At 46.9% G+C, this 20417-nt stretch carries 18 protein-coding genes and 1 riboswitch; of the genes, 16 read left to right on the top strand and 2 right to left on the bottom strand.

Features of this window, described 5'->3' with window-relative positions; genetic code table 11:
• Positions 1-96 precede the first annotated feature (96 nt).
• The 16 genes from AC58QC_RS26415 to AC58QC_RS26340 all read left to right on the top strand — a co-directional run bounded on the left by AC58QC_RS26415 (position 97) and on the right by AC58QC_RS26340 (position 16609).
• Entirely contained in the window at positions 97-987 is an 891-nt protein-coding gene (locus AC58QC_RS26415; protein ID WP_497418032.1) for a carbohydrate ABC transporter permease, read from the top strand.
• Positions 988-1004: 17 nt separating this feature from the next.
• A complete protein-coding gene (locus AC58QC_RS26410; protein ID WP_497418031.1) occupies positions 1005-1886 on the top strand; it encodes a carbohydrate ABC transporter permease in 882 nt (293 codons plus the stop codon).
• A gap of 82 nt (positions 1887-1968) precedes the next feature.
• Positions 1969-3819, top strand: coding sequence for a sensor histidine kinase (locus tag AC58QC_RS26405; protein ID WP_497418030.1), 1851 nt, complete (start codon positions 1969-1971; stop codon positions 3817-3819).
• 9 nt (positions 3820-3828) lie between these two features.
• Positions 3829-5025, top strand: a complete 1197-nt coding sequence (locus tag AC58QC_RS26400; RefSeq protein ID WP_497418029.1) for a response regulator — start codon at positions 3829-3831, stop codon at positions 5023-5025.
• Positions 5026-5183: 158 nt separating this feature from the next.
• Complete coding sequence (locus AC58QC_RS26395; RefSeq protein ID WP_497418028.1) at positions 5184-5717, top strand: C40 family peptidase; 534 nt, start codon at positions 5184-5186, stop codon at positions 5715-5717.
• A gap of 80 nt (positions 5718-5797) precedes the next feature.
• Positions 5798-6196, top strand: coding sequence for a pyrophosphohydrolase domain-containing protein (locus AC58QC_RS26390; protein WP_497410977.1), 399 nt, complete (start codon positions 5798-5800; stop codon positions 6194-6196).
• A gap of 12 nt (positions 6197-6208) precedes the next feature.
• On the top strand, positions 6209-6427 hold the full coding sequence (locus tag AC58QC_RS26385) for a helix-turn-helix domain-containing protein (protein WP_497418027.1): 219 nt from the start codon (positions 6209-6211) through the stop codon (positions 6425-6427).
• Positions 6428-6596: 169 nt separating this feature from the next.
• Entirely contained in the window at positions 6597-6797 is a 201-nt protein-coding gene (locus AC58QC_RS26380; protein ID WP_028555213.1) for a cold-shock protein, read from the top strand.
• A 551-nt stretch (positions 6798-7348) separates the two neighbouring features.
• Positions 7349-8329, top strand: a complete 981-nt coding sequence (locus tag AC58QC_RS26375; protein WP_497418026.1) for a lysylphosphatidylglycerol synthase transmembrane domain-containing protein — start codon at positions 7349-7351, stop codon at positions 8327-8329.
• Positions 8326-9792, top strand: coding sequence for an alkaline phosphatase family protein (locus AC58QC_RS26370; protein WP_497418025.1), 1467 nt, complete (start codon positions 8326-8328; stop codon positions 9790-9792). Before AC58QC_RS26375 ends, AC58QC_RS26370 begins: the two co-directional genes overlap by 4 nt.
• Positions 9785-10534 (top strand): glycosyltransferase family 2 protein, encoded by a 750-nt coding sequence (locus tag AC58QC_RS26365; protein ID WP_497418024.1) that lies wholly within the window; start codon positions 9785-9787, stop codon positions 10532-10534. Before AC58QC_RS26370 ends, AC58QC_RS26365 begins: the two co-directional genes overlap by 8 nt.
• On the top strand, positions 10531-12057 hold the full coding sequence (locus AC58QC_RS26360; RefSeq protein WP_497418023.1) for a hypothetical protein: 1527 nt from the start codon (positions 10531-10533) through the stop codon (positions 12055-12057). The genes AC58QC_RS26365 and AC58QC_RS26360 overlap by 4 nt, the downstream gene beginning before the upstream one ends.
• Positions 12058-12200: 143 nt before the next feature.
• A complete protein-coding gene (locus tag AC58QC_RS26355) occupies positions 12201-13232 on the top strand; it encodes a hypothetical protein (protein WP_497418022.1) in 1032 nt (343 codons plus the stop codon).
• Between the two features lie 51 nt (positions 13233-13283).
• Positions 13284-14774 (top strand): copper amine oxidase N-terminal domain-containing protein, encoded by a 1491-nt coding sequence (locus tag AC58QC_RS26350; protein ID WP_497418021.1) that lies wholly within the window; start codon positions 13284-13286, stop codon positions 14772-14774.
• Between the two features lie 90 nt (positions 14775-14864).
• Positions 14865-15788: an FTR1 family iron permease gene (locus AC58QC_RS26345; protein WP_497418020.1), complete on the top strand. Its 924-nt coding sequence runs from the start codon at positions 14865-14867 to the stop codon at positions 15786-15788.
• Between the two features lie 50 nt (positions 15789-15838).
• Positions 15839-16609: a Rossmann-fold NAD(P)-binding domain-containing protein gene (locus tag AC58QC_RS26340; protein ID WP_497418019.1), complete on the top strand. Its 771-nt coding sequence runs from the start codon at positions 15839-15841 to the stop codon at positions 16607-16609.
• 57 nt (positions 16610-16666) lie between these two features.
• Here AC58QC_RS26340 and AC58QC_RS26335 read toward each other — a convergent pair whose 3' ends face one another.
• A complete protein-coding gene (locus AC58QC_RS26335) occupies positions 16667-18001 on the bottom strand; it encodes a 5'-deoxyadenosine deaminase (RefSeq protein WP_497418063.1) in 1335 nt (444 codons plus the stop codon).
• A 73-nt stretch (positions 18002-18074) separates the two neighbouring features.
• Positions 18075-18174, bottom strand: a riboswitch (purine riboswitch).
• A gap of 127 nt (positions 18175-18301) precedes the next feature.
• Positions 18302-20416, bottom strand: coding sequence for a multicopper oxidase family protein (locus AC58QC_RS26330; RefSeq protein ID WP_497418018.1), 2115 nt, complete (start codon positions 20414-20416; stop codon positions 18302-18304).
• Position 20417: the final 1 nt, after the last annotated feature.

Below are 20417 nucleotides of genomic sequence, written 5' to 3'. Positions count from 1 at the left end.
AAAGTAATAAGCCCAATCGGGACTTACCTTGAGTGCCAATCCTGGTGCTTGGGGTAAGTTCTCATTGGGTATATTCCCATGAAGGAGGCGAGCCAAGTGAATGTGTTAAGAGTCTCCAAGTGGACGATTGCCATGTTTGTACTGCCCTGTTTAATTATCTATATTGGTCTTGTGTTTGTACCTATTCTCGTGTCCATGTATAGTGGATTGCTGGAGTGGAACGGGATTGGCACTTCGAAATTCATTGGACTTGAAAATTTCCGCACGATGCTTTTTCATGACCCTGTCTTTTGGCCATCTGTGAAACGCACACTTATGTTTGCTGTATTCTCCATGATTGAGATCCCAATTGCTTTAGGTGTAGCTATTTTGCTTAATCGTTTTATTAAAAAACCGAACTTTTTGGTTTCCAGTTACTTTTTACCTGTTATTTTATCCGTTGTTATCGTAGGTCAATTGTGGAAAACGATCTATAACCCAGCGTCTATGGGCGGTATGCTCAATCAAGTATTAGATATGCTTCATTTACACAGCTTGACGAGATCGTGGCTAACCGATCCTAAAATTGCTATGTATTCTCTCTATTTCGTGGCCCTTTGGCAGTATTTGGGGTACCACACCCTAATCCAGTTTACCGGTATCCAGAACATCCCGGCCGATATTTATGAGGCTGCACGGATCGATGGAGCGGATGGACTTAAAGCAGACTGGTATATTACTTTCCCTATGAATATTCCGATTTTCAAAATATCGATCGTCCTTGCGTTCATCGGTTCCTTACAAGCATTTGACATGATTATGGTCATGACAGGTGGCGGCCCAGCTCATGCAACAGATGTTATTTCAACTCTGATGTATAACAATTCATTCCTTTCCCTGAAATATGGATATGGAAGTGCGATTGCAGCCTTCTTGGTTGTGGTATGTCTAGCAGCAACAGTTATTATTAACACGGTATTTAACCGTCTAGAGAGAAAATTTTCATGAGGAAGGGGAGTGTCACCATGCAGAACGCCAGGGAAGCAGTTTCGGCTAAACCTGCTATCATCCGGAGACGCAAAAGCTTCTCTATCCTAAAAGTTCTGGTCATTGCATTGTTATCACTACTTGTAGTAACACAGGTATATCCACTGCTTTGGCTATTCATTTATTCGTTAAAAACCAATGAGGAAATTCTCTCAGGACGGTTTTTCTCCTTACCGCACGTGCTGCAATGGAAGAACTTCACCGATGCCATTAAAGCCGGCCATTACTTCCAATATTTAAAGAATAGCTTATTTGTTACCTTAATAACGATGGTATGTGTTCTGTTCTTAAGCTCATTAACTGCCTTTGCGATTACAAGATTCAAATGGAAATACGGTCAATTAGTCATGGTGATCTTCCTCATCGGGATGATGGTTCCGATGCAGGCAACGCTATTGCCGCTCATGATTATTTTCAAAAATATGCATATCCTGAACACGCATGCTTCCATTATTCTGCCTTACATTGCGTTTCAGACGCCGGTTGCCGTCTTTATCCTTAGCGGCTTCATGAAGTCCATTCCGGCTGAAATTGAAGAGTCGGCGGTTGTGGATGGAGCGGGAGTCTTTAAGATTTTCAGCGGCATCATTCTACCAATTTCAATTCCTCCGATGATGACGGTGTGTATTCTAACCTTCATTAATATCTGGAACGAGTACATCCTCGCGGCGACATTTATCTCGTCCGAGCGGCTTAAGACGCTTCCTTTCGGGGTTAACAGTTTCGTAAGTCAATATTCCGTTAACTATGGAGCTATCGGTGCTTTCCTTGTTCTAGGTGCGCTGCCGGTTATTCTCGTGTACTTCTTATTAGCGGATAAAATTACAAAAGGTATGGTAGCGGGAGCGGTGAAGGGTTAACTTCACCCCTCTCTTTTTTCATTTTCAGATTTGGCTGTGGTAAAATAGCAAATACTGCCTAACGAAAGGGGACCACGCATACGTGAAACGGGGCCTTAATTCCATTCATAATCGGCTATTCATGCTATTTATCACGTCTATGCTCGTGCTCGTACTGCTTGTCAGTATCTTGTATTATCAGAAGACCACCCAAATTATACATAGTAAAATTAACGATTTGGCGCAGAAAAATATCTCGCAAACCGTAGGTTTATTTGATTTGCTGTTACAGGGTTATGATAGTATTACGAAATCATTGAATAGTAACTTTGAGATGCTGCGGTTAATTGAAGATCGTGACTTCAATACCGATATGACAGCTAACATTTTAAATGAGCGTACGATTACCAATATTTTGGGAGCAATCTACTACTCGCGTGATGATATTATCGGGATTCATGTCATAACGAATGCAGGCAAAAACTACAACTATGAGCGCGGATTCGATAGTGTTATTGATACCAATTACGCTTCTGCGGATTGGTATCAGAAGCTGCAGGATTCCTCGGGGGAGATGGTCTGGTTGGGGCTGGTTGAAGGGTCGATGATCAATCAGTTTCAAAGAAACCCTCTCTTTGTTTTTGGAAGAAAGCTGTATGACCTCACAGACCACCGTGTGATTGGCGTTATGCTGATCGAGACCAATCCACAACCGATACTCGCAGCCTTATCGAACGTAACGATTAGTCCCAATAGCCGCGTATATATTGTTGACCAAGAGAACCGGATGATTGCAACGACGGCCGAAGATAAGAAGAACTCGCCATCTTTCACTGGCTTACCTCGACCCAAAACAAGTGAGATCATCATTGATGATCGCACAGATCAATTAATTGTAGCCGCGAAGGCGAAAATGTCAGATTGGACCGTTTTCGGATTAACGCCTAAAGATGATATCAATGCCGAAGTCGTGAAAACGCGAGAGTACTTATACATCGTGATTGTGGTTCTGATTATCCTTTCGACGGCTTTGGCAAGTCTGATTTCCCAGAATATTTCCTCTCCGCTGAAGCTGTTGATTCGTGAGATGAAGCAGGTGGAGATGGGGAATTTCAAGGGCTCGGTGACCGTCAAATCCTTTGAGGAAATTAACTCGCTGGTGTCCTCCTTTAATCGGATGGTGAATCGGATGGATGAGCTGATTGAACGCATTACGCTAGCTTCGATGAGTGAGAAAAATGCCGAGCTGCAGGCGCTGCAGTCTCAGGTAAACCCTCATTTCCTCTATAACACCTTGGATATGATTTATTGGATGCTGGATGAACGAGAGAATGATCGACTAGGCAGAGTGATCCTTGCTTTGTCTCACATGTTCAGATACAGCAGTGACTGGCAGGAAGCGTCCAAAACGACGCTGCAGCAAGAGCTAGATCAGATGCGCCATTATATGACGATCATTGAGAACCGCTTGGAGGGCAGGGTAAGTACGGAGATTCACATAGATCCGGAGTGGCTGGATGTTGTTCTGCCCAAAATGACGCTGCAGCCCATCATCGAAAATGCTGTTAAGTACGGGTTGGAGCCAATGCGAGAGCCTGGGGTGCTTCGGGTATTCGCGGAGGTGCATGAGCAAGAGCTTCATATCATTATTTCTGATAATGGCGTGGGGATTGAGGAAGGTCTCCTCCGTCAAATGCAGGAAAGACTTGTAGAAGACGCACGTATGATTGGTGATCCGTACACCAATAAAGCAGGTGACAAGTCAAGTGACATGGTAACTGACTTGCAGCCAGTTCAGGGCAGCAAGATGACGCGAAGAGGCATCGGTCTTACTAATGTGCATCGTCGTATTGTATTGCTGTTCGGAGAGGCCTACGGACTTCGGATACAAAGTAAACAAGAGGTAGGAACTACGGTTATCATAGCGATGCCGCTTCCTCGTAAGGGGGTATAACAGACCATCATGGATATTCTTATCGTTGATGACGAAACCATTATTCTGCAAGGCATTCAACGTACGCTTCAGAATCGCTTTCCTGAGCACACGATCCACTTAGCCTCGAATGCAGAGCAAGCGATTAGTATCCTTCGCAGTCAGACGATTCATATCGTGCTAACGGACATACTGATGCCGGGAATGACAGGTTTAGAGCTCATGAATATGTCGCGCAGCCGCCATCCACATGTGAAGTGGGTCGTGATCTCCGCATATTCGGAGTTTTCCTATGCACAAGAAGCTGTGCGTCTTGGAGCAAAAGATTATTTGCTGAAACCGATCGGCAAAGAAGTGCTGAGCGAAATGATTCGAAAGCTGAGCGAGGAAATCGCTCATGATACCGAACTAATCGAGGAAGCGGAGCTGCTCAAGACGAATCGCAAATTTCTGCAGGAAGCTGTTTTCCAGCGCTGGGTGCAAGGTCTGGATACGGGGCGCATCGATATGGGCCCTTTCGTTGAGCAACACCCCCATTTCTACTTAATTATGGTCAAAATGGAGACAAATAAGGCCGTTTTCCTGGAAAATTTCATTATTGAGAACGTCCTTTTGGAGCTGATCGAACGCTACGGCAAGGGCTTCGTGACGGTTCACGACAGCAAGAGCCTGCTAGGACTCGTCACGCCACCCGATGGAACAAGTATTGCACAGCTCATTGAGGAGCTTCGCAGTCATCTCATTAAATATTTGAAGGTACCCTTCCAAATCATGAGCACGGAACGGATCGAGCAGTTCCAAGCCGTTCCCGCGGAGGTTCAGCGGATGCGGCAGGCATCAACGACACAGGTCTATGAGCATCATGCCAGCGGCAGTGATCGTTCCGTCGAAGTTGCCCTTCAATATATGCGCACTCACTTTCATGACGACCTCTCCCTTGAGAAAGTGGCATCGATTGTCTATTTGAACCCTGTGTACTTTAGTCAGCTGTTTAAGCAGAAGACGGGGCAGGGCTTTAAGGAGTTCGTGATTAACCTGCGATTGGAGCAGGCGAAGCAGCTGCTTACGAATCCGAAGATGAAGCTGGCGGACGTCGCTGAGCGTATTGGCTATCAAGATATGAGGCACTTCTCTCAGGTATTTAAGAAGAAATATGGTATTACCCCTTCGGAGTTCCGTCATGAGCAAACAGGCGATAAAGCGGATTCATTTGTGTCAAGAGACTGATTCTCATAGAATTCTCATGAAATTATCAGAATAATACCTACAATTAGGCGTGACGCGTGTTTCCTCCTTTGCTGTTAAATATTAGGGTATTTGGCATGTGCTATGGTAGTAGCAGGTCAAACAAGCCCATATTCCCATGCCAAAGGAGGAAATCAATCATGCTTTATGTGAATAAGAACCGCCTTACCCAATCCATATTAGGTCTAAGTCTTTCCTTGTTAGTCGCTGGAACTGCGTTGTTAAGCCCGCAAGCGGCCTCTGCTGCCACGGCGACCACTAATGCAACCATAACTGCGACAGCAACGAGCACGTCGCGTGCAGACAGCATTGTGCGTACAGCGAAGTCGTATATCGGGAAGGTTGATTACCGTTACGGTACGAGAAACACGAGCCGTCTTATCTTAGATTGCTCCGCGTATACGCAACTCGTATTCAGTAAGAATGGGATCTCACTCCCGTGGAGCTCTAGAGATCAAGCGAAATTAGGGACCCGTGTCTCTAAGAAGACAAGCCTAAGCAAAGGCGACTTGGTGATGTTCAGTACATCGACACCTGGCCGCATTAATCATGTCGGTATCTATATCGGCAACGGGCAATTCATCAGCAATACAACTAGTTCTGGCGTAGTCATCCGTGAAATGAACTCAGGCTATTGGAAAAATCGTTTTATTATGGGGCGTCATTTTAAATAGACATGGGAGATATTGACCACAACTCCCTCCAAATGGTATATAGTAGAAAACTATAACCGTGTTAAGGGAGTTAAGATAAAATGACATTAAAGCTAGCTTTCGAAGCTGTGAAAAAATTTCATGAAACGTTTGAGCATCCGGTGGGCGCATCACCGCAGCGCCTATCCGCTCAGCGTAAAGCCGCGCGTCTAGCGTGGATGCAAGAAGAGCTGAATGAATTTGAAGAAGCAGCTACGTTAGAAGATGAAGTCGATGCGATGATTGATGAATTGTATTTTGTGCTGGGGACACTTGTTGAAATGGGTGTAGAGCCTGGACCGATCTTTGATATCGTTCAGCATGCGAATATGTCCAAGGTTTGGCCAGATGGCAAGGTTCACAAGAATGAAATGGGCAAAACCATCAAGCCGCCAGCCTGGGAAGACCCATTCGACAAAATTAGAACTGAAATTCACAGACAAAAAAATAAGGAAAGTTGAGGTGAGGCGATCATGGCCTTTCATATCCGGCTCAAAGAGCTGCGGCAACAGCAAAATCTCACATTGCGTAAACTCGGCGAGAAAGCGGGGATCAGCTATTCCATCATAAATTCAATCGAAAATGGTCGAATTGTCCCGTCGAAAGATGTCGCATTAGCACTAGCTGTGGCGCTTAAAATTGACGATAGAGAGTCCTTTTTAGCTTTAGCAATAAATCCCTCTCAGCTATAATTGCAATACCTAATATTGTGTGGTACAGTATTAATAGTCTTAAAGGGAAAACCTGAATTGCGTATTGCAAAGGGTTATCATTTAAGTAAATGAAACCTTTTCCAATGTGTAATTTTTTTGTTCGAAACAAGAAAAAAGACATGTTAATAAAACTTTGGAGGTATTACCCATGGCAGTAGGAACAGTTAAATGGTTTAACGCAGAAAAAGGATTTGGATTTATCGAAGTTGAAGGTGGAAACGATGTATTCGTACATTTCTCCGCAATCACTGGCGAAGGTTTCAAATCTTTGGACGAAGGCCAACGCGTTGAGTTCAACGTAGTTCAAGGCAACCGCGGACCACAAGCTGAGAACGTTGTAAAACTGTAAGCTTCAGCTTGCAAATATAGCATTCTCTAGAAAGACCCTTAACTTTTAGTTAAGGGTCTTTCTTTTATATTTAAGGGGCTTTCTCATGGAAGCGATTATCGGCTACTGGGGTGTGGCTCCTTTTTTCAGGAATTTTACGGATAAATTTGTCATATTAAGCGTGCGTTAGATTTGTGAAAAGGCAGGCAGGGGACACGTTGTTCGAGTAGGGAGCGAAACAGAAGCGGCTCTGGCCGAGTCTGAGCGGCAGCAGCAAGCGATTAGTCATGCGGCTGAGGTTTTTGCCCAGACGAGCTGCTCGTCGCGCGTTACGCGGTCTTGTGGGCCTATTTTGGAAATGGTACCATCCCGTATGCATACGGTGAAAAATGAAAACAGCGATGCAAGAAGCTAGTCTTGTATCGCTGTTTTTCTTTATTTTCATACATGGCCACTGGCGCTGTTAAGAAGTGATTGACGAATGTTAGTAAACCCCCTATACTGACCATGATTCTCATTCTCATTTTTTTTGCAAAATCGTATCTCCATTAAAAAAAAGTAGGTCCTTCTGAATGTCACTAAAGAAATGGTTCATTCGTTGCATAGCGATTCTTCTGGTCGCTTGTTCACTCTATTTAACATGGCAATGGTTCGATTCCAAGGAATGGCTGCATGATGTTGGACAGCTATTCGCACAGCCGAAGTGGTTGGTTATCATGATTGCGGCCTATTTACTCAGCTTCTTCTTCAAAGCGGCAGCTTGGCGAATGTATGCAGCACCTGAAGTGAAACTCAGTGTCTATGTCCATGCAATTAGCTACAGTCTGCTGGTCAACCATCTGCTCCCCATTAAAGTCGGTGATGGTGTTCGCACAGGATTATTCATGAAATATGGCGGAAAGTTATGGGATGAAGCGCTCCATTCTGTTGCTGTTATGCGGCTGTTGGATATGTTGGTGCTAGCTGGCTTTGGCGGTATCGGAATCGTTCGGCTGGGGCTGCCTTCCTCCTGGATATGGGTAACAGGTCTAGTCGGAGCCATCTTCATTCTCGGAACTGCTCACTATTTACCTGTCCTACGCCGAATTCCGTTCATAGTGAAACATACCAGCCATTTTCAATTAAAAATGCTTTCAAGAAAAGGTGCAGTCATTATAGGCTTCATTACCCTGAGTTGGCTTTTAGAGGCGGGGGTCATCTATGGCGTCATACATATGCTAGGCTTGAACCTTGGGGCTATTTCACTTGTTTGGGCCAATAGCATGACGATCGCGGGGCAAATCTTTCATATAACGCCAGGTGGAATTGGAACGTATGAGAGTACAATGAGCAGTTCGCTAGTGTTACTAGGCGCGGAGGGGAAAGCGGCTTATCGGGTTGCTCTCTTATCACACACGTTTAAGTTTCTATTTGCTTTTGGCTTCGGAGCTTACTCACTTTGGCGCATACCCCTGCAATGGCGGGAAATGAAAACTTGGATTAGGCAGATTGTCACTAAGCCCACGAATAAACGAACATCGCAAGACGACGTACGGAAGGATGAAATATCATGAAAAAAGCTTCATCATTTGAAATTGTAGCAGCACGTTGTTGGAATCTATTGAACGAAGGGAAACCGTTTACCCCGATTTTTGTTGTGGGTACTTTCCTGCTCTATCATATGGGGGCATGGACGGATGCTAGCTTTTGGTCGGCTGCCCTAGTGGGGCTGCTCGTCACCCTCCCTCTTTTTGTATTGTATTATTGCTTTGATTTCCCGCTGTTTTTGCGAAATTATTTATGGTTTCCGCTGCTGGCAGCCTTACTAATCTGGGAAAAGCCCAATTTAACCCTTTACCTAGTGGCATTAGGTTTATTTTATTTCTTTACGGTTTATTTCTGGGGGACGTTTTACTATCATTTGCGCATTGGCACGACATGGTGGAATTTTACTCGGTTCTGGAAGCTTGTCTTGAAAAATAGTGACTCCACTAGCGGCAATGCGCAGGAACAGATGCCTAAATTTTTGTTGCTGCTATTTGTGTGGAGCCATTACTATCAAAGTGCTTTAGAAGGCAGCACCTCCTCATCGGATGTCGGCATTGGGCTGCTGTTTGCAGGGGGCCTGTTGATTTACGCATTCATTCTTCACCGCTATCTATTCGATTGGAAGCCAGCTGAAATTCCTACCTATACACGAGATTCAAGTACTGTACAAGCGGGCGGAGAAGCATTAAACCGTAAGGTTATCGTCATCGTTGTTGACGGCATGCGTAAAGAACGTTTTGAGGAAGCCAACGCTCCATTTATGAAGAAGCTGCGAGCGGAAGGTACAGAATATGCGCAAATGGAGACCGTGTATCCGGCGCGTACGGTGGTCTGTTTCTCCTCGATGTTCACGGGAACGTATCCCCGCGAGCACGGCATTCGCTCCAATATGGTGTGGAGACTCGGTATTCGGGTTGAGAGTATTTTCGATTCGCTGCGTAAAGTGGGGAAAAAAGGGCGTTTGCTGGGGATCGCACACTTAATCGACTCCATGGGAGACGATGTTGAGAGTGTGACGGCTGTCATGCACAACGATGTTGCGGATCGTAATATTATTGAACGAGCCAAGAAGATTATGGCGGAACAAAATCCGGACTTACTCGTTGCCCAATTGATTGGGGTTGACCAAACGGGTCACAGTCGAGGCGTTCTCTACGATGATTACACGCAGAAGATTGCAGAAGCAGATCAACTCATTGAAGAGTTTGTCGGCTGGCTCGAAGAGCGTGGCATGATGGCGAATACGACATTGATCATCTGTGCTGATCACGGGCAGGCTGACGGCATTGGCGGACATGGTCATCTCGACGAAGGCGAGCGTTATGTACCTTTCTTCCTGCACGGTCCCACCATTGAGGCAGGCCGTCGTATTGATGAGAAGCATTCACTCGTATCTATGGCGCCGACGCTGGCTTACTTACTAGGAGCTCCATTCCCGAGTCATAGTCGTGGACCTGTTCTAACGGAGGCTATCAAACATCATGACTAAGAAAAAAATTATCGTTTTCATGCCTGCACATAATGAAGAAGAGAATATCAGCGGGGTCATCGCCCGCGTTCCGAGAGATTTCCACCCGCAGTATGAGGTGGAAGTACTCGTGATCGACGACGGATCCAAGGACCGTACCGTCCAAATAGCGCGCGATGCGGGGGCTGACCACATTGTGTCGTTCCCGCACAATCGAGGGCTCGGCGCTGCCGTTCGTGAAGGGCTGAAGCAATGCTGCCAGCTCGGCGGCGACATTGGCATTATGATCGACGCGGATAATGAGTATCCGCCGGAGCAAATCCCTGACGTCCTTGCGCCCATTATTCTAGGGCGCGCAGACTATACCTTTGGCTCACGCTTCAAAGGCCACATTCAAGGGATGAAGCTGCATCGCCGCTTAGGCAACTATACCTTTACATTGCTGCAGGCGATATTGCTGCGCAGATGGATTTATGACGGCCAATCAGGGATGCGCGGATTCTCACGCGATGCCATGGAGAATGCCGCCATTATCCATGACTACAACTATGCCCAGGTGCTCACGATTAATCTGGTTCGTCAGGGCTATCGGTTAGAGGAGATTCCGATCTCGTACCAAGTTCGGACCAAGGGCCAATCCTTCATCAAATTCAGACAGTATGTGTCTTCCGTAATTCCGGCGATTTACAAAGAAATGAGACGTCCCGTCTCCAAAAAGCGCAAGGTCACTGTCCAGATGCATCAAGATGAACCGAGCGTATGACACGTAATACGGTATTATTGGCGCTATACGCAGCTGTGGTTATAGCCGGTGTGACCTGCCTTAGTCTGCTATATGCGAGTCCTTATGTGCGTACATGGGACGAGGTGGACTTCACGCTAGCTCTGCATCGGTATGATTTACTGGCCATGCAGCCTCATTTTCCTGGATATCCCTACTTTATTCTGGGTGGTTGGTTTATTAACCAATGGATGAATAATCCTGTTCTTGCCTTATCGGTCTTCAATACCTTAGCGGCACTAAGCTCCGCGATTCCTATGTTTTTATTAGCACATCGACTGACGGGCAGCGGTATCAAGAGTCTTTTACTGCCCGCACTCGTATTAAGCAGCCCCTACATTTGGCTAATGTCCTCGCGCCCCATGTCGGAATGCGCAGGTATGGCCATGCTGTGGTGGTTTCTTTGGAGTATCCGCTTTGCGATGGATCGACCGAATTCTGTGCTTCGCCACGGGCTAGCGCTGCTCATGTTCAGCTTTTTAATGGGCATACGCCTATCCTTCTTTCCTTACGGTTTAGCCTTAGTTCCCCTCTGGTATTCGCTTTGGCAGCAGGGGGCTACCCGTTGGAAGCGATGGCTCCGAATAGGAGGATCAGCTCTGGCAGCAGGGCTGTTCCAGTTGATTTGGGTAGCTGGCCTAGTGCTTTCCGAAGGAAACATAGCAGGATTTTGGAAGCTGTCTTTAGCTTTCGTAGAAGGCCATTTCTCTGAATGGGGCGGTGGTGTGATCTCAACGTCAATGCCGCCCGGAGATAGAATCATTCAGCTATTCGGGCATAACTTGCTGGGTTCGGCTTTATTTGGCGGTTCCGTCCTCATTGGCTTGTGTTTTACCGTTTTGCTAGTCATCACTTCAGTGGTGCGGAGATTCGTTGCAGTTCCTAAGCATGTGAAAGAGAACAAGCGCTATTTACTCTGGATGGTCGGCTGTGCAGTCTTGTATACCCTATGGGCGTTAATTGGTCAAAATATTGAAAAGCCACGACATATCGTACCCGTCGTTGCTCCAATCTTACTTATCTTATTTGTTTATATGATGCGAATGGCAGATGCAGTGAAGGCATCAGATCCTAAGACGCGTCTGCTAATCATAGCGCCGAAGATCGCATATCTGCTCCTCCTTGGCTTCATAGCTATCCAACTATTTTACGGCTCTCAGCTGTTGAAAAGGCAAGCGATAGATGAGCCGGCGGTCTATCAGTTGCATGACTATCTAAGCCGCTTACACGAGCCTCTCATCCTGTTTACGTGGGAAGAAACAAGGGTCCTTCAGTACTTGCAAGCTGACTATCAACATGAGCGCATTTATACGTATGGGTATTTTCAATCATTGGCGAGTGCGAATTCTGATCGTAGGGTTTTCCTAACGGATCATGTCGTGCAAGGATTTGCACAGCAAGGCAAATCGGTCGATGCACATCTGAAGAAGATTGCTGAGTTTACATCAGATCCGCTGTTTGATCCTGCCTATGGACATGTCATTTTATTCGAGTGGGTTCGTTAGTGATTGCGATCAATATTTAAAATGATTGTGGATAATATGTAAAATTCTATGATTACCTTGTTAAATAATGGTTGACAGAACTTTGGACAATGATTATCATTATCAATGACATTGAGAATCAAATTCATTGCAGGGGTGAAGATATGAAACGATGGCTACTAGCCGGATTGACTTTAATTCTCGCGGCATTAATAATCCTGCCGACTTCCGCGCTGGCCTATTCTTACGGTGACGCCAATACCGAAGATGTCGCTGAAACTTTTAAACTGGTGCAAGCCAGTATTGGAGATGGAGCGAATGATTGGGGAGCTGCTGAAGGTGCTTACAAAGAAAGAAGAGCAGAATTAGTAGCGCATTTTGGTAAAGAAATAGGCACCACTTTAGATGCTAATTTCCAGGCGAAAGACAATAAATTAGTCATTGCTAATTTCAAAGCCGTTCTTGTCATGAACTTGGATCGTCGATTCACGTATGCGCAACAAGGAATTGATGATTATGCGGGTGCTAAGCTTCTATTGGCCAAAGCCAAGGCGACCTATGATACCCTAGAGCCCTACATGGGGTCAGGTAAAGCGGAGATTGATAAGGCGTTTGATGCTGCTCTCGAAGCATTGGGTAATCCAGGATTGTTCGGAGTAGGGAAGAAGCCAGTACAGCCTGCAGTATTTAAGGAGAAGGTTGATTTTATCTTTGGTAAGGTAAAGCCGCTATTCCCTTATAAAGCTTTCACTGCACCAGTGGCAACAAGTGCGCCGACCCCTACCGTTAAGCCGGTAGAGACGCCGAAGCCAGAGCCCGTTGTGAAGGTAGAGGTTAGCCCTAAGCAAGAACAACCTGCTGCAACGAAGGATACCAAACCGGCGGAGACGAAGGCGCCTGATGTAGCAGCTGTGGAGACGAAAGCACCTGAGCCATCGGCATCGGCATCGGCAAGTCCATCACCGACACCAACTGCTGAAGCTGCTAAGCCTACAGCAACAGTAGAAGCACCTGCCAAAGCTACAGAGACAGTCAGCGCAACTGCGAAAGCTGAGCCTGTGAAAGAAGCAGCCGCTCATGCGCCTATGCAGCGTTCGGACAAAACGAATCCATGGGTCAGCGTTGCTGTCATCGGTGGAGTTATCGTTGTGCTCGGCGGGGCCGTATGGTTTGCTCGCAAAAGAAAGTGGATTTAACCAACCGTTAAGGTCAACCAATAAACTAATCAGATTAGAGGAGAAACTACCATGCGTAAATTTTTAGCTGTTGTTTTAAGTGCTTCCATTGCTCTATCTAGTGTTGTTACTGTTTCATCCGTTGCTTTTGCAGAAACTAAATTCCAAATTAAAGAAGATCAAACGATCTCTGCTAGACTGCAATCATTTACTGATATTAAAGCACTTTTCACAGATAAAACCGATAAAGCCGTTCTTGCTGATATTAAGAAATTATATGTAGATAAATTCCAAAATGATGTAAAACGTCTTGATGTGATTATCAAAGCGACCGATCCTAAGATTGATGAAAGCATCTCGCTTGTTTTGGATGCAGCAATTAAAGGAGATGCACAAGTTGGTCAAGCCAAGGAAGCGATCGACAAAGGTTTGCAATGGTATTTCTTCTTCGCACTTCGTGATCTAATGAGCACCCAAGTACGTCCTGCTTTGACAAAAGGTGATATTGCTGGAGCGACAGCTGCTTTTGATAAAGTGGTTCAAATTTATGAAGGCGCACTTCAAGCAAATGTTGCGAAACGTGATTTGAAGTATAGCTTGGACATGGTTGCGCTTTTGAAAACGACAATTGAACTGATCCAAAAAGATATCAAAGACAATAACTTGAACGACTTTAACTTCCATCGTCAAATTCTTGACAAAACTTTGATCAAAAATTACGCGCTTGCTACGTATACATACGCTGAAAACGTTGGTTTGAAAGCAGCAGCTGACCAACCAACAGCGATCACAGAAGGTTACTTCCTCTTCATGCCTGTTTACACTTACCTTAAAGGTGGAAGTATTGCAGATGGCGACTTCGTATTAAATGCATTTGCATCAGGCGATGCAAGCAAAATCAAAAAAGATGAAATCGGTGACGCTCTTCAACGTACGATGATTGGTAAAGTATCCGAATACCTTAACCAAATTATTGTTAAACAAGAAGCTAACGATCTTCAAGGCGCTCGTGGATATGTAGCTGAAGGTACGATGTTCCTCGCTAGCCAAGAAGTGTTCTTGGGTAAAGAGAAATATGCAGCTGCAAGTGTTGCGGCTACGAAATTAACTGAAGCTGTTGATAAATCCGATGTTGCTGCTACAAATGCGTCTATTTTTGAAATCGTAAAATTCCTCGTTGATAAAGATGGTTCCAGCTTAAAAGTTGGCGACAAAGGATATAAAGTAAACGGCGCTGCTTTCACAGCTGAGAATGCTCCGTTCGTCAATCAAGAAAGCGGCCGTACTTTAGTGCCGGTTCGAGTTATTGCACAAGCGATTAATGCGCAAGTTGAATGGGTTGAAGCAACGCAAACGATCGTGATCACGAAAGATGGCAAGAAAACAGAAATCAAAGCTGGTTCCGATCAAGTTGTTGAGAATGGTAAGGTAAATGAGAAAGTTAAATTGGATCAGCCGGTTGTTCTTCAAAACGGCAGTTCATTCATCCCATTGCGTGCAGTAGCTGAGTTGTTCGGTTATGGCGTATTCTATCAAAATGGTGATATCATCATTCTTCGGTAATCATTTCGTTCAGAAGGGAGACACTTGTGCTGCATAAGCACAAGTGTTTTTCAATGTTCAGATGCAAGGAAAGAGAACAGGAGGCAGATCATGGATTTACAGGCATTTCTTATTACGTTTCGCGAAGCGCTTGAAGCCATTCTCATTGTAGGTGTCATCCTTACTTATTTAACGCGTATTGATGCCATCCACTGGCATAAATGGGTATGGGTTGGCGTGTTTTTCGCCATAGTCGTTAGTTACGGCTTGGCCTTGGCATTTCAAGTATTATTAACTGGATTTGCCAGTATGGGCAGTCAGAATTACTTGAAAATCGGGATCATGCTCGTCTCTTCCGGTTTATTGACACATATGATTATGTTTATGGGCAAGCAAAGCAGTGAGCTGCAAGGGAAGGTACAGAGCAAGGTTGCTCATATTCTGACCATTGGCGGCGCCATAAATATGGTTGTTCATTCCTTTCTGGTTGTTGTGCGTGAAGGGGTGGAGACGGTATTCTTCTTCGCAGCCATTACGGGAGGCAACATTCAGAAGGCACTTGAAAGCTGGGGGGCTCTATTCGGGCTAATTCTGGCGGTCGTGGTGGGACTTCTCTTTTTCAAAGGGACAAAGAAGATTCGTCTGGGTACTTTCTTCCGCATAACCGCTGTCTTCCTCATGATGATTTCTGCGGGTCTTTTTGTTCAAGCTATTGGTATCATGCAGGATTTAGGAATTATGGGTAGTTTATATCGAACAGCAGGTCACCAAATCGGTGAAATTTATAATATTACGGCCTTTATGCCGGAGCATCCCATCGATGGTGTACAATATCTGCGTGATTATGGGAAAGAGCCGCTGATTAACGGCCAAGTCGGCATTTTCTTTAAAGCATTCCTTGGGTATACACAGAACCCTTCTCTGGAAGAATTTGTTGGTTACTGGGGATACTACTTCTTAGTGTTCATCCTGCTGGCAGTACAGAAGAAGCGTCAGGAAAAGGAGCAGATCCAGGAAGATAAAGTGGCTGCTTAACAGATGGGGAAGAGACGATGGATGAATGATCAACATGAGGAGCGCGGATAATGATGAAGATAGGAATTGTTGGATATGGCCATGTAGGCAAAGCGATTCATGCCTTATTTCCCAAGGCTGCTGTATATGATGGACCTCTACAGATGGGCAGCCAAGATGAGGTAAACGCATGTGATATGGCTTTCGTCTGTGTTCCGACACCTTCGCTTCCAAGCGGCAAATGCGATACGTCCATAGTGGAAGAAGTAATGTTATGGCTGACAGCCAAAGTGATAGTTATTCGTTCTACCATACCCGTTGGCTTCACGGATGCTATGAAGGAACGGACCGGGAAACGAATCGTGTTCCAACCGGAATATTATGGGGAAACGGTAGATCACCACTTCGCGGACCTGCGCCACCGCACGTGGCTCACTTTGGGCGGTGCTTCAGCAGATGCAAGCCTTGTGGTCCATGCATATCAGCAGGTGTATAACGCTGAAGTGAGGATTCGGCTGACGGATGCTCGGACAGCAGAAATGGCTAAGTATATGGAGAATTGCTTCCTTGCATTGAAAGTAACGTTTTGTAATGAGTTCTATGATATCGCAGGCGCTCATGGTGTCGACTACAATGAACTGCGGGAAGTTTGGCTGGAAGACCCAAGAATAGGTCGTAGTCATACGTTTGTGTATGAAGATAACCGCGGCTATGGCGGCAAATGTTTACCGAAGGATGTTCAGGCTCTGATTAGCATGGCAGAGGAAAAAGATGCGAACGCGGATTTGATGAGGATGGTGCAGCGTAAAAATCAAGCATTGCGCTCCTTGGACGACGAATAGAAATACCCCCTGTATTGGATATTTCCAATGCCAGGGGGTATTTACTTTCGTTCGGGCTTAGCGCAGGTTAGCTCGCTTCAGCAACCGCTGAATGGAGCGGTTCGCTTCGGGAAGGACGATGTCCTTATCAACCGTCCGCATGATACGGTTTTCCATGACGATCCGACCATTAATAATGGTCGTCTCAACATCAGCGCGCGTCGCCGAGTAAACGATGCGTGAGATCGGATCCACGTCGTAGGACGGATACGTGTGGAAGTTGTTGAGATCGAGGATCGCTAAGTCGGCTTTCTTGCCGACTTCGAGTGAGCCGATCTCATCGGACATGCCGACCGCGCGAGCACCGCCGATAGTCGCCATGCGGAACACCGTCTGCGCGTTCATCGCAGTCGGTCCGTGGACGGGCTTCTGGATCAGCGCAGCGAGCCGCATCTCGTTGAACATATCGAGATTGTTGTTGCACGGCGCGCCATCTGCTCCTAAGCTGACGGAGATGTCCAGCTTGAGCATCTCAGGCGTCTCGGCGATCCCTGAAGCCAGCTTCAAGTTCGAGCCGGGACAGTGGCTGACATGCACGCCACGCTCGTGGATGATGCGCTTTTCTTGCTCATCGAGCCAGATGCAATGCGCCAAGATCAATCGTTCATTTGCTAAGCCGAGATGATCGAGGTAGACGACGTTGCGCATGCCCGTTTCGGCTTGAACGATCTCGATTTCACCAAGATTTTCAGAAGCATGCGTGTGCACTTTCACATTGTATTGTTCCGACAAGTTACGAACTTCACGCAGCAGCTCTTCCGTACATGAGATGACGAAACGCGGAGAAAACGCGTACTGGATGCGTCCGTCGTCATGCCCGTTCCATTTTTCGAGCAAATCAACGCTTTGTTGAAGCGACTCTGTCGTATTTTCCTGCAAGGCGAAAGGAACCTCGTCCCCTTTGTCCATCATCACCTTGCCTGACAACGCTCGAATGCCGCTCTCTGCAATCGCCTGAAAAGCAAAATCAGTGTGATGCACCGTTTCCATATCCACGATCGTTGTCGTTCCGCTTTGAATCAGTTCGCCAATACCGAGCATCGCCGAGTAGTAAATCGACTCCTCATCATGGGAGGCTTCCAGCGGCCAGATCCGCTTTTTCAACCAATCCATAAGCTCGAGATCGTCCCCTTTGCCACGGAACAACGTCTGACACAGGTGAATATGCGTTTGAACAAAGCCCGGAATGATGGTGCGATTCTTGGCGTTAATGATTTTATCTATATGTGTGGGGTTCAAATCAGGTCCGATAGCGGTAATGCGATCATTTTCGATCAAAATATCCCCGTTTAGTATGTCTCCGTTGCGGTTCATGGTCACGATCTGTGCATCTTTAATTAAAATAGTTGTCATCATTCGAAAACCTCCTACTCCCCTAATATATGAAAATGTAGGCATAAAAAAACTAGCCATGAAAAATATGCCTGTGTCAGTGCACATTTTTCGTAGCTAGAAATTTACGGTTTCTAAGTAGAGACCCTTAATCCGATTATTAAGGTTATACGAAAGAAGTCATATGCAATTATGTCGTGCCTGCTTTTCTCTAGAGTAAACTGTCGAGGTCATTTCTGTCAACGTGTAAGTTAACATGACATGCCCTCCCTCTTTTTTGAAAAAAACCTGTTTTCAATCTTGTCGAATTCGTGAAAACCGTCACTCAGGATGATTGAACGTTGCGCTTCCTACGGAGTAAGGCGTTGTGATCCCCTCATACATCAGATGCATGGTCATCCCTGCGGTCGCATGCTGCAGATTGTGGCAATGGTCCATCCAGAGGCCAGGATTATCCGCGACAAAAGCAACCTCGTACGTCTCACCTGCGGCAACGTTCAACGTATCCACCCACCATGGCGTTCCGGTTGAAGGCAGCCCGTTGCGACTCAGCACCAACATATGGTGTCCGTGCAAATGCATCGGATGGCTGGCGCTGCTATGATTGACGATCGTCGTTTTCACAACGTCTCCCTCTTTCACCATCAACATAGGCGTATCGGGAAATAGCTTGCCATTAATCGTAAAGGAGTACGTGAAGCCTCCGTTGAAGAGACCTAATTTTTTATCTAAAATAAGCTGAAATTCGCGGTCATAATGTCCTGAGAATGCCGCAACAGCGTTGGCATCTGGACTGCCGTACGTCAGTGGGTCCCACACGGATCCGCGCTTACTCGCAGCATTGCCGAATTCACCATCCTGGCCATCTGGGCTCATCACCAAGGAGGCATGGTTACCCCTCTTCTTCTCGGACTGTGGACCTAGCAGCACATCCCCCTGCGGCATCGTGAATGTTACGTCATAGCGTCCACCTGCTGCGAGGAGTAAATCCTTCTCTACTAGATCTGTGGACCCATGGAGGTTCGTTCCATCAATGGCGGCCACTTGAAAAGTCGTACCTAATAACTTGAACGTCATCGGCTCATTGTCTGTATTTATAAGACGTAAGCGAACCGGCGTACCCGGTGAAATCTGTTGGATTTGCCGCGTATCCGAAGCTCCAAAAGAGATCGTGTTCGATGTACCGTCTAGGGTTGAATAGGTGTGTGCAACAATCGGGATTTCTAGTTCATTTGGCTTGGTTTCAGCCGTAGACGGAGCGGGTTCAACAAGTAACGAACCGAATAGACCTTTACCAGCTCCCACATACGATTGCTGATGTGAATGATACCAATACGTGCCCGCGTCACTGGCAATGAACCTGTACACATAGGTCTGACCTGGCATGACGGCATTCTGTGTCACTCCAGCCACTCCGTCCTCCGCATTGGGGACATCGAGGCCGTGCCAATGCAGTGTAACGCCATCCGCGATATCAGCGTTTACCAACGTGACTTCCACCAATTGGCCTTGCTTCACGCGCAGCTCTGGTCCTGGCAGCTGGCCGTTAAACGTCCACGCATCCACCTGTTTACCCGAGCTGAGCGTCACGGTTTTCTTCATAGCCGTGAGCGTAAACCGCTGATCCGGCGTCCCCTCGCGGGGACCCGTCAGCGTCGCCACGCTCGTACCGCCCATGCTGTGCAGGGCGTGGGCGTTGTTCGCCGGCGCTGCGCCGCCGCCGTAGTCCATGACCCCCGCCGCCATGTTCATTTCGGCGGGCAAACGGCTCATCTGGCTAGCTGCGCTCAGCCAGATCCATAACACAGCTGCCGCCGCTAGGACACCGGCGGCAGCGAGCACCACCCGCACCCCGAGCCGTGGCTTCGTCCACGCGGGGCTGCGCATGGCGAGGTATCGGCGGTGCAGCCGATACCCCTGCACTGCCGTGCCGACTGCGGCTAGCAGCGTCGGCACCCATATATGCTTCACCAGCAGCGGAACCGCGGTGAAGAAGGTGTAAAAGAACACGGTCATCGCGCCTAGCATGACCGCTTGTACTGGCAGTGCCACCGCGATATGCGCAGCGCTCGAACGCACTTCCGCAGGCAGGGCTTCGCCCTGCGGCACTTCACTGAGCCGAGTCAACCGCCACAGCCCCGGCACTGACCACACCAGCGTCGCCAGCGCTGGGGCGACGAACAATGCTAGCTCCAGCCCCAGTTTCACTTGCATCGCTGGCCAACCTGTCGGCCATGAGTTTAGGATGATCGTGGCTTTGACAATGGTGAGCATCTCACCTAGCAGGATGAGGATGAGTAGACCAAAAGTCCTGCGGCGCAGCTGTTTATACCCCGAGCTGTAGGCCAATCGACTGCTCCAATATGCAGCGATGGACCCTAAAGAAAGGAGTCCGAAGGAACTAAATCCAGCGGCTCCAAATAGATCTTCTGTCATG

The organism is Paenibacillus sp. J22P51 (assembly GCF_059692215.1).
Note: the sequence above shows the minus strand (reverse complement) of the source record. Positions and strands in the feature narration are given on the sequence as shown.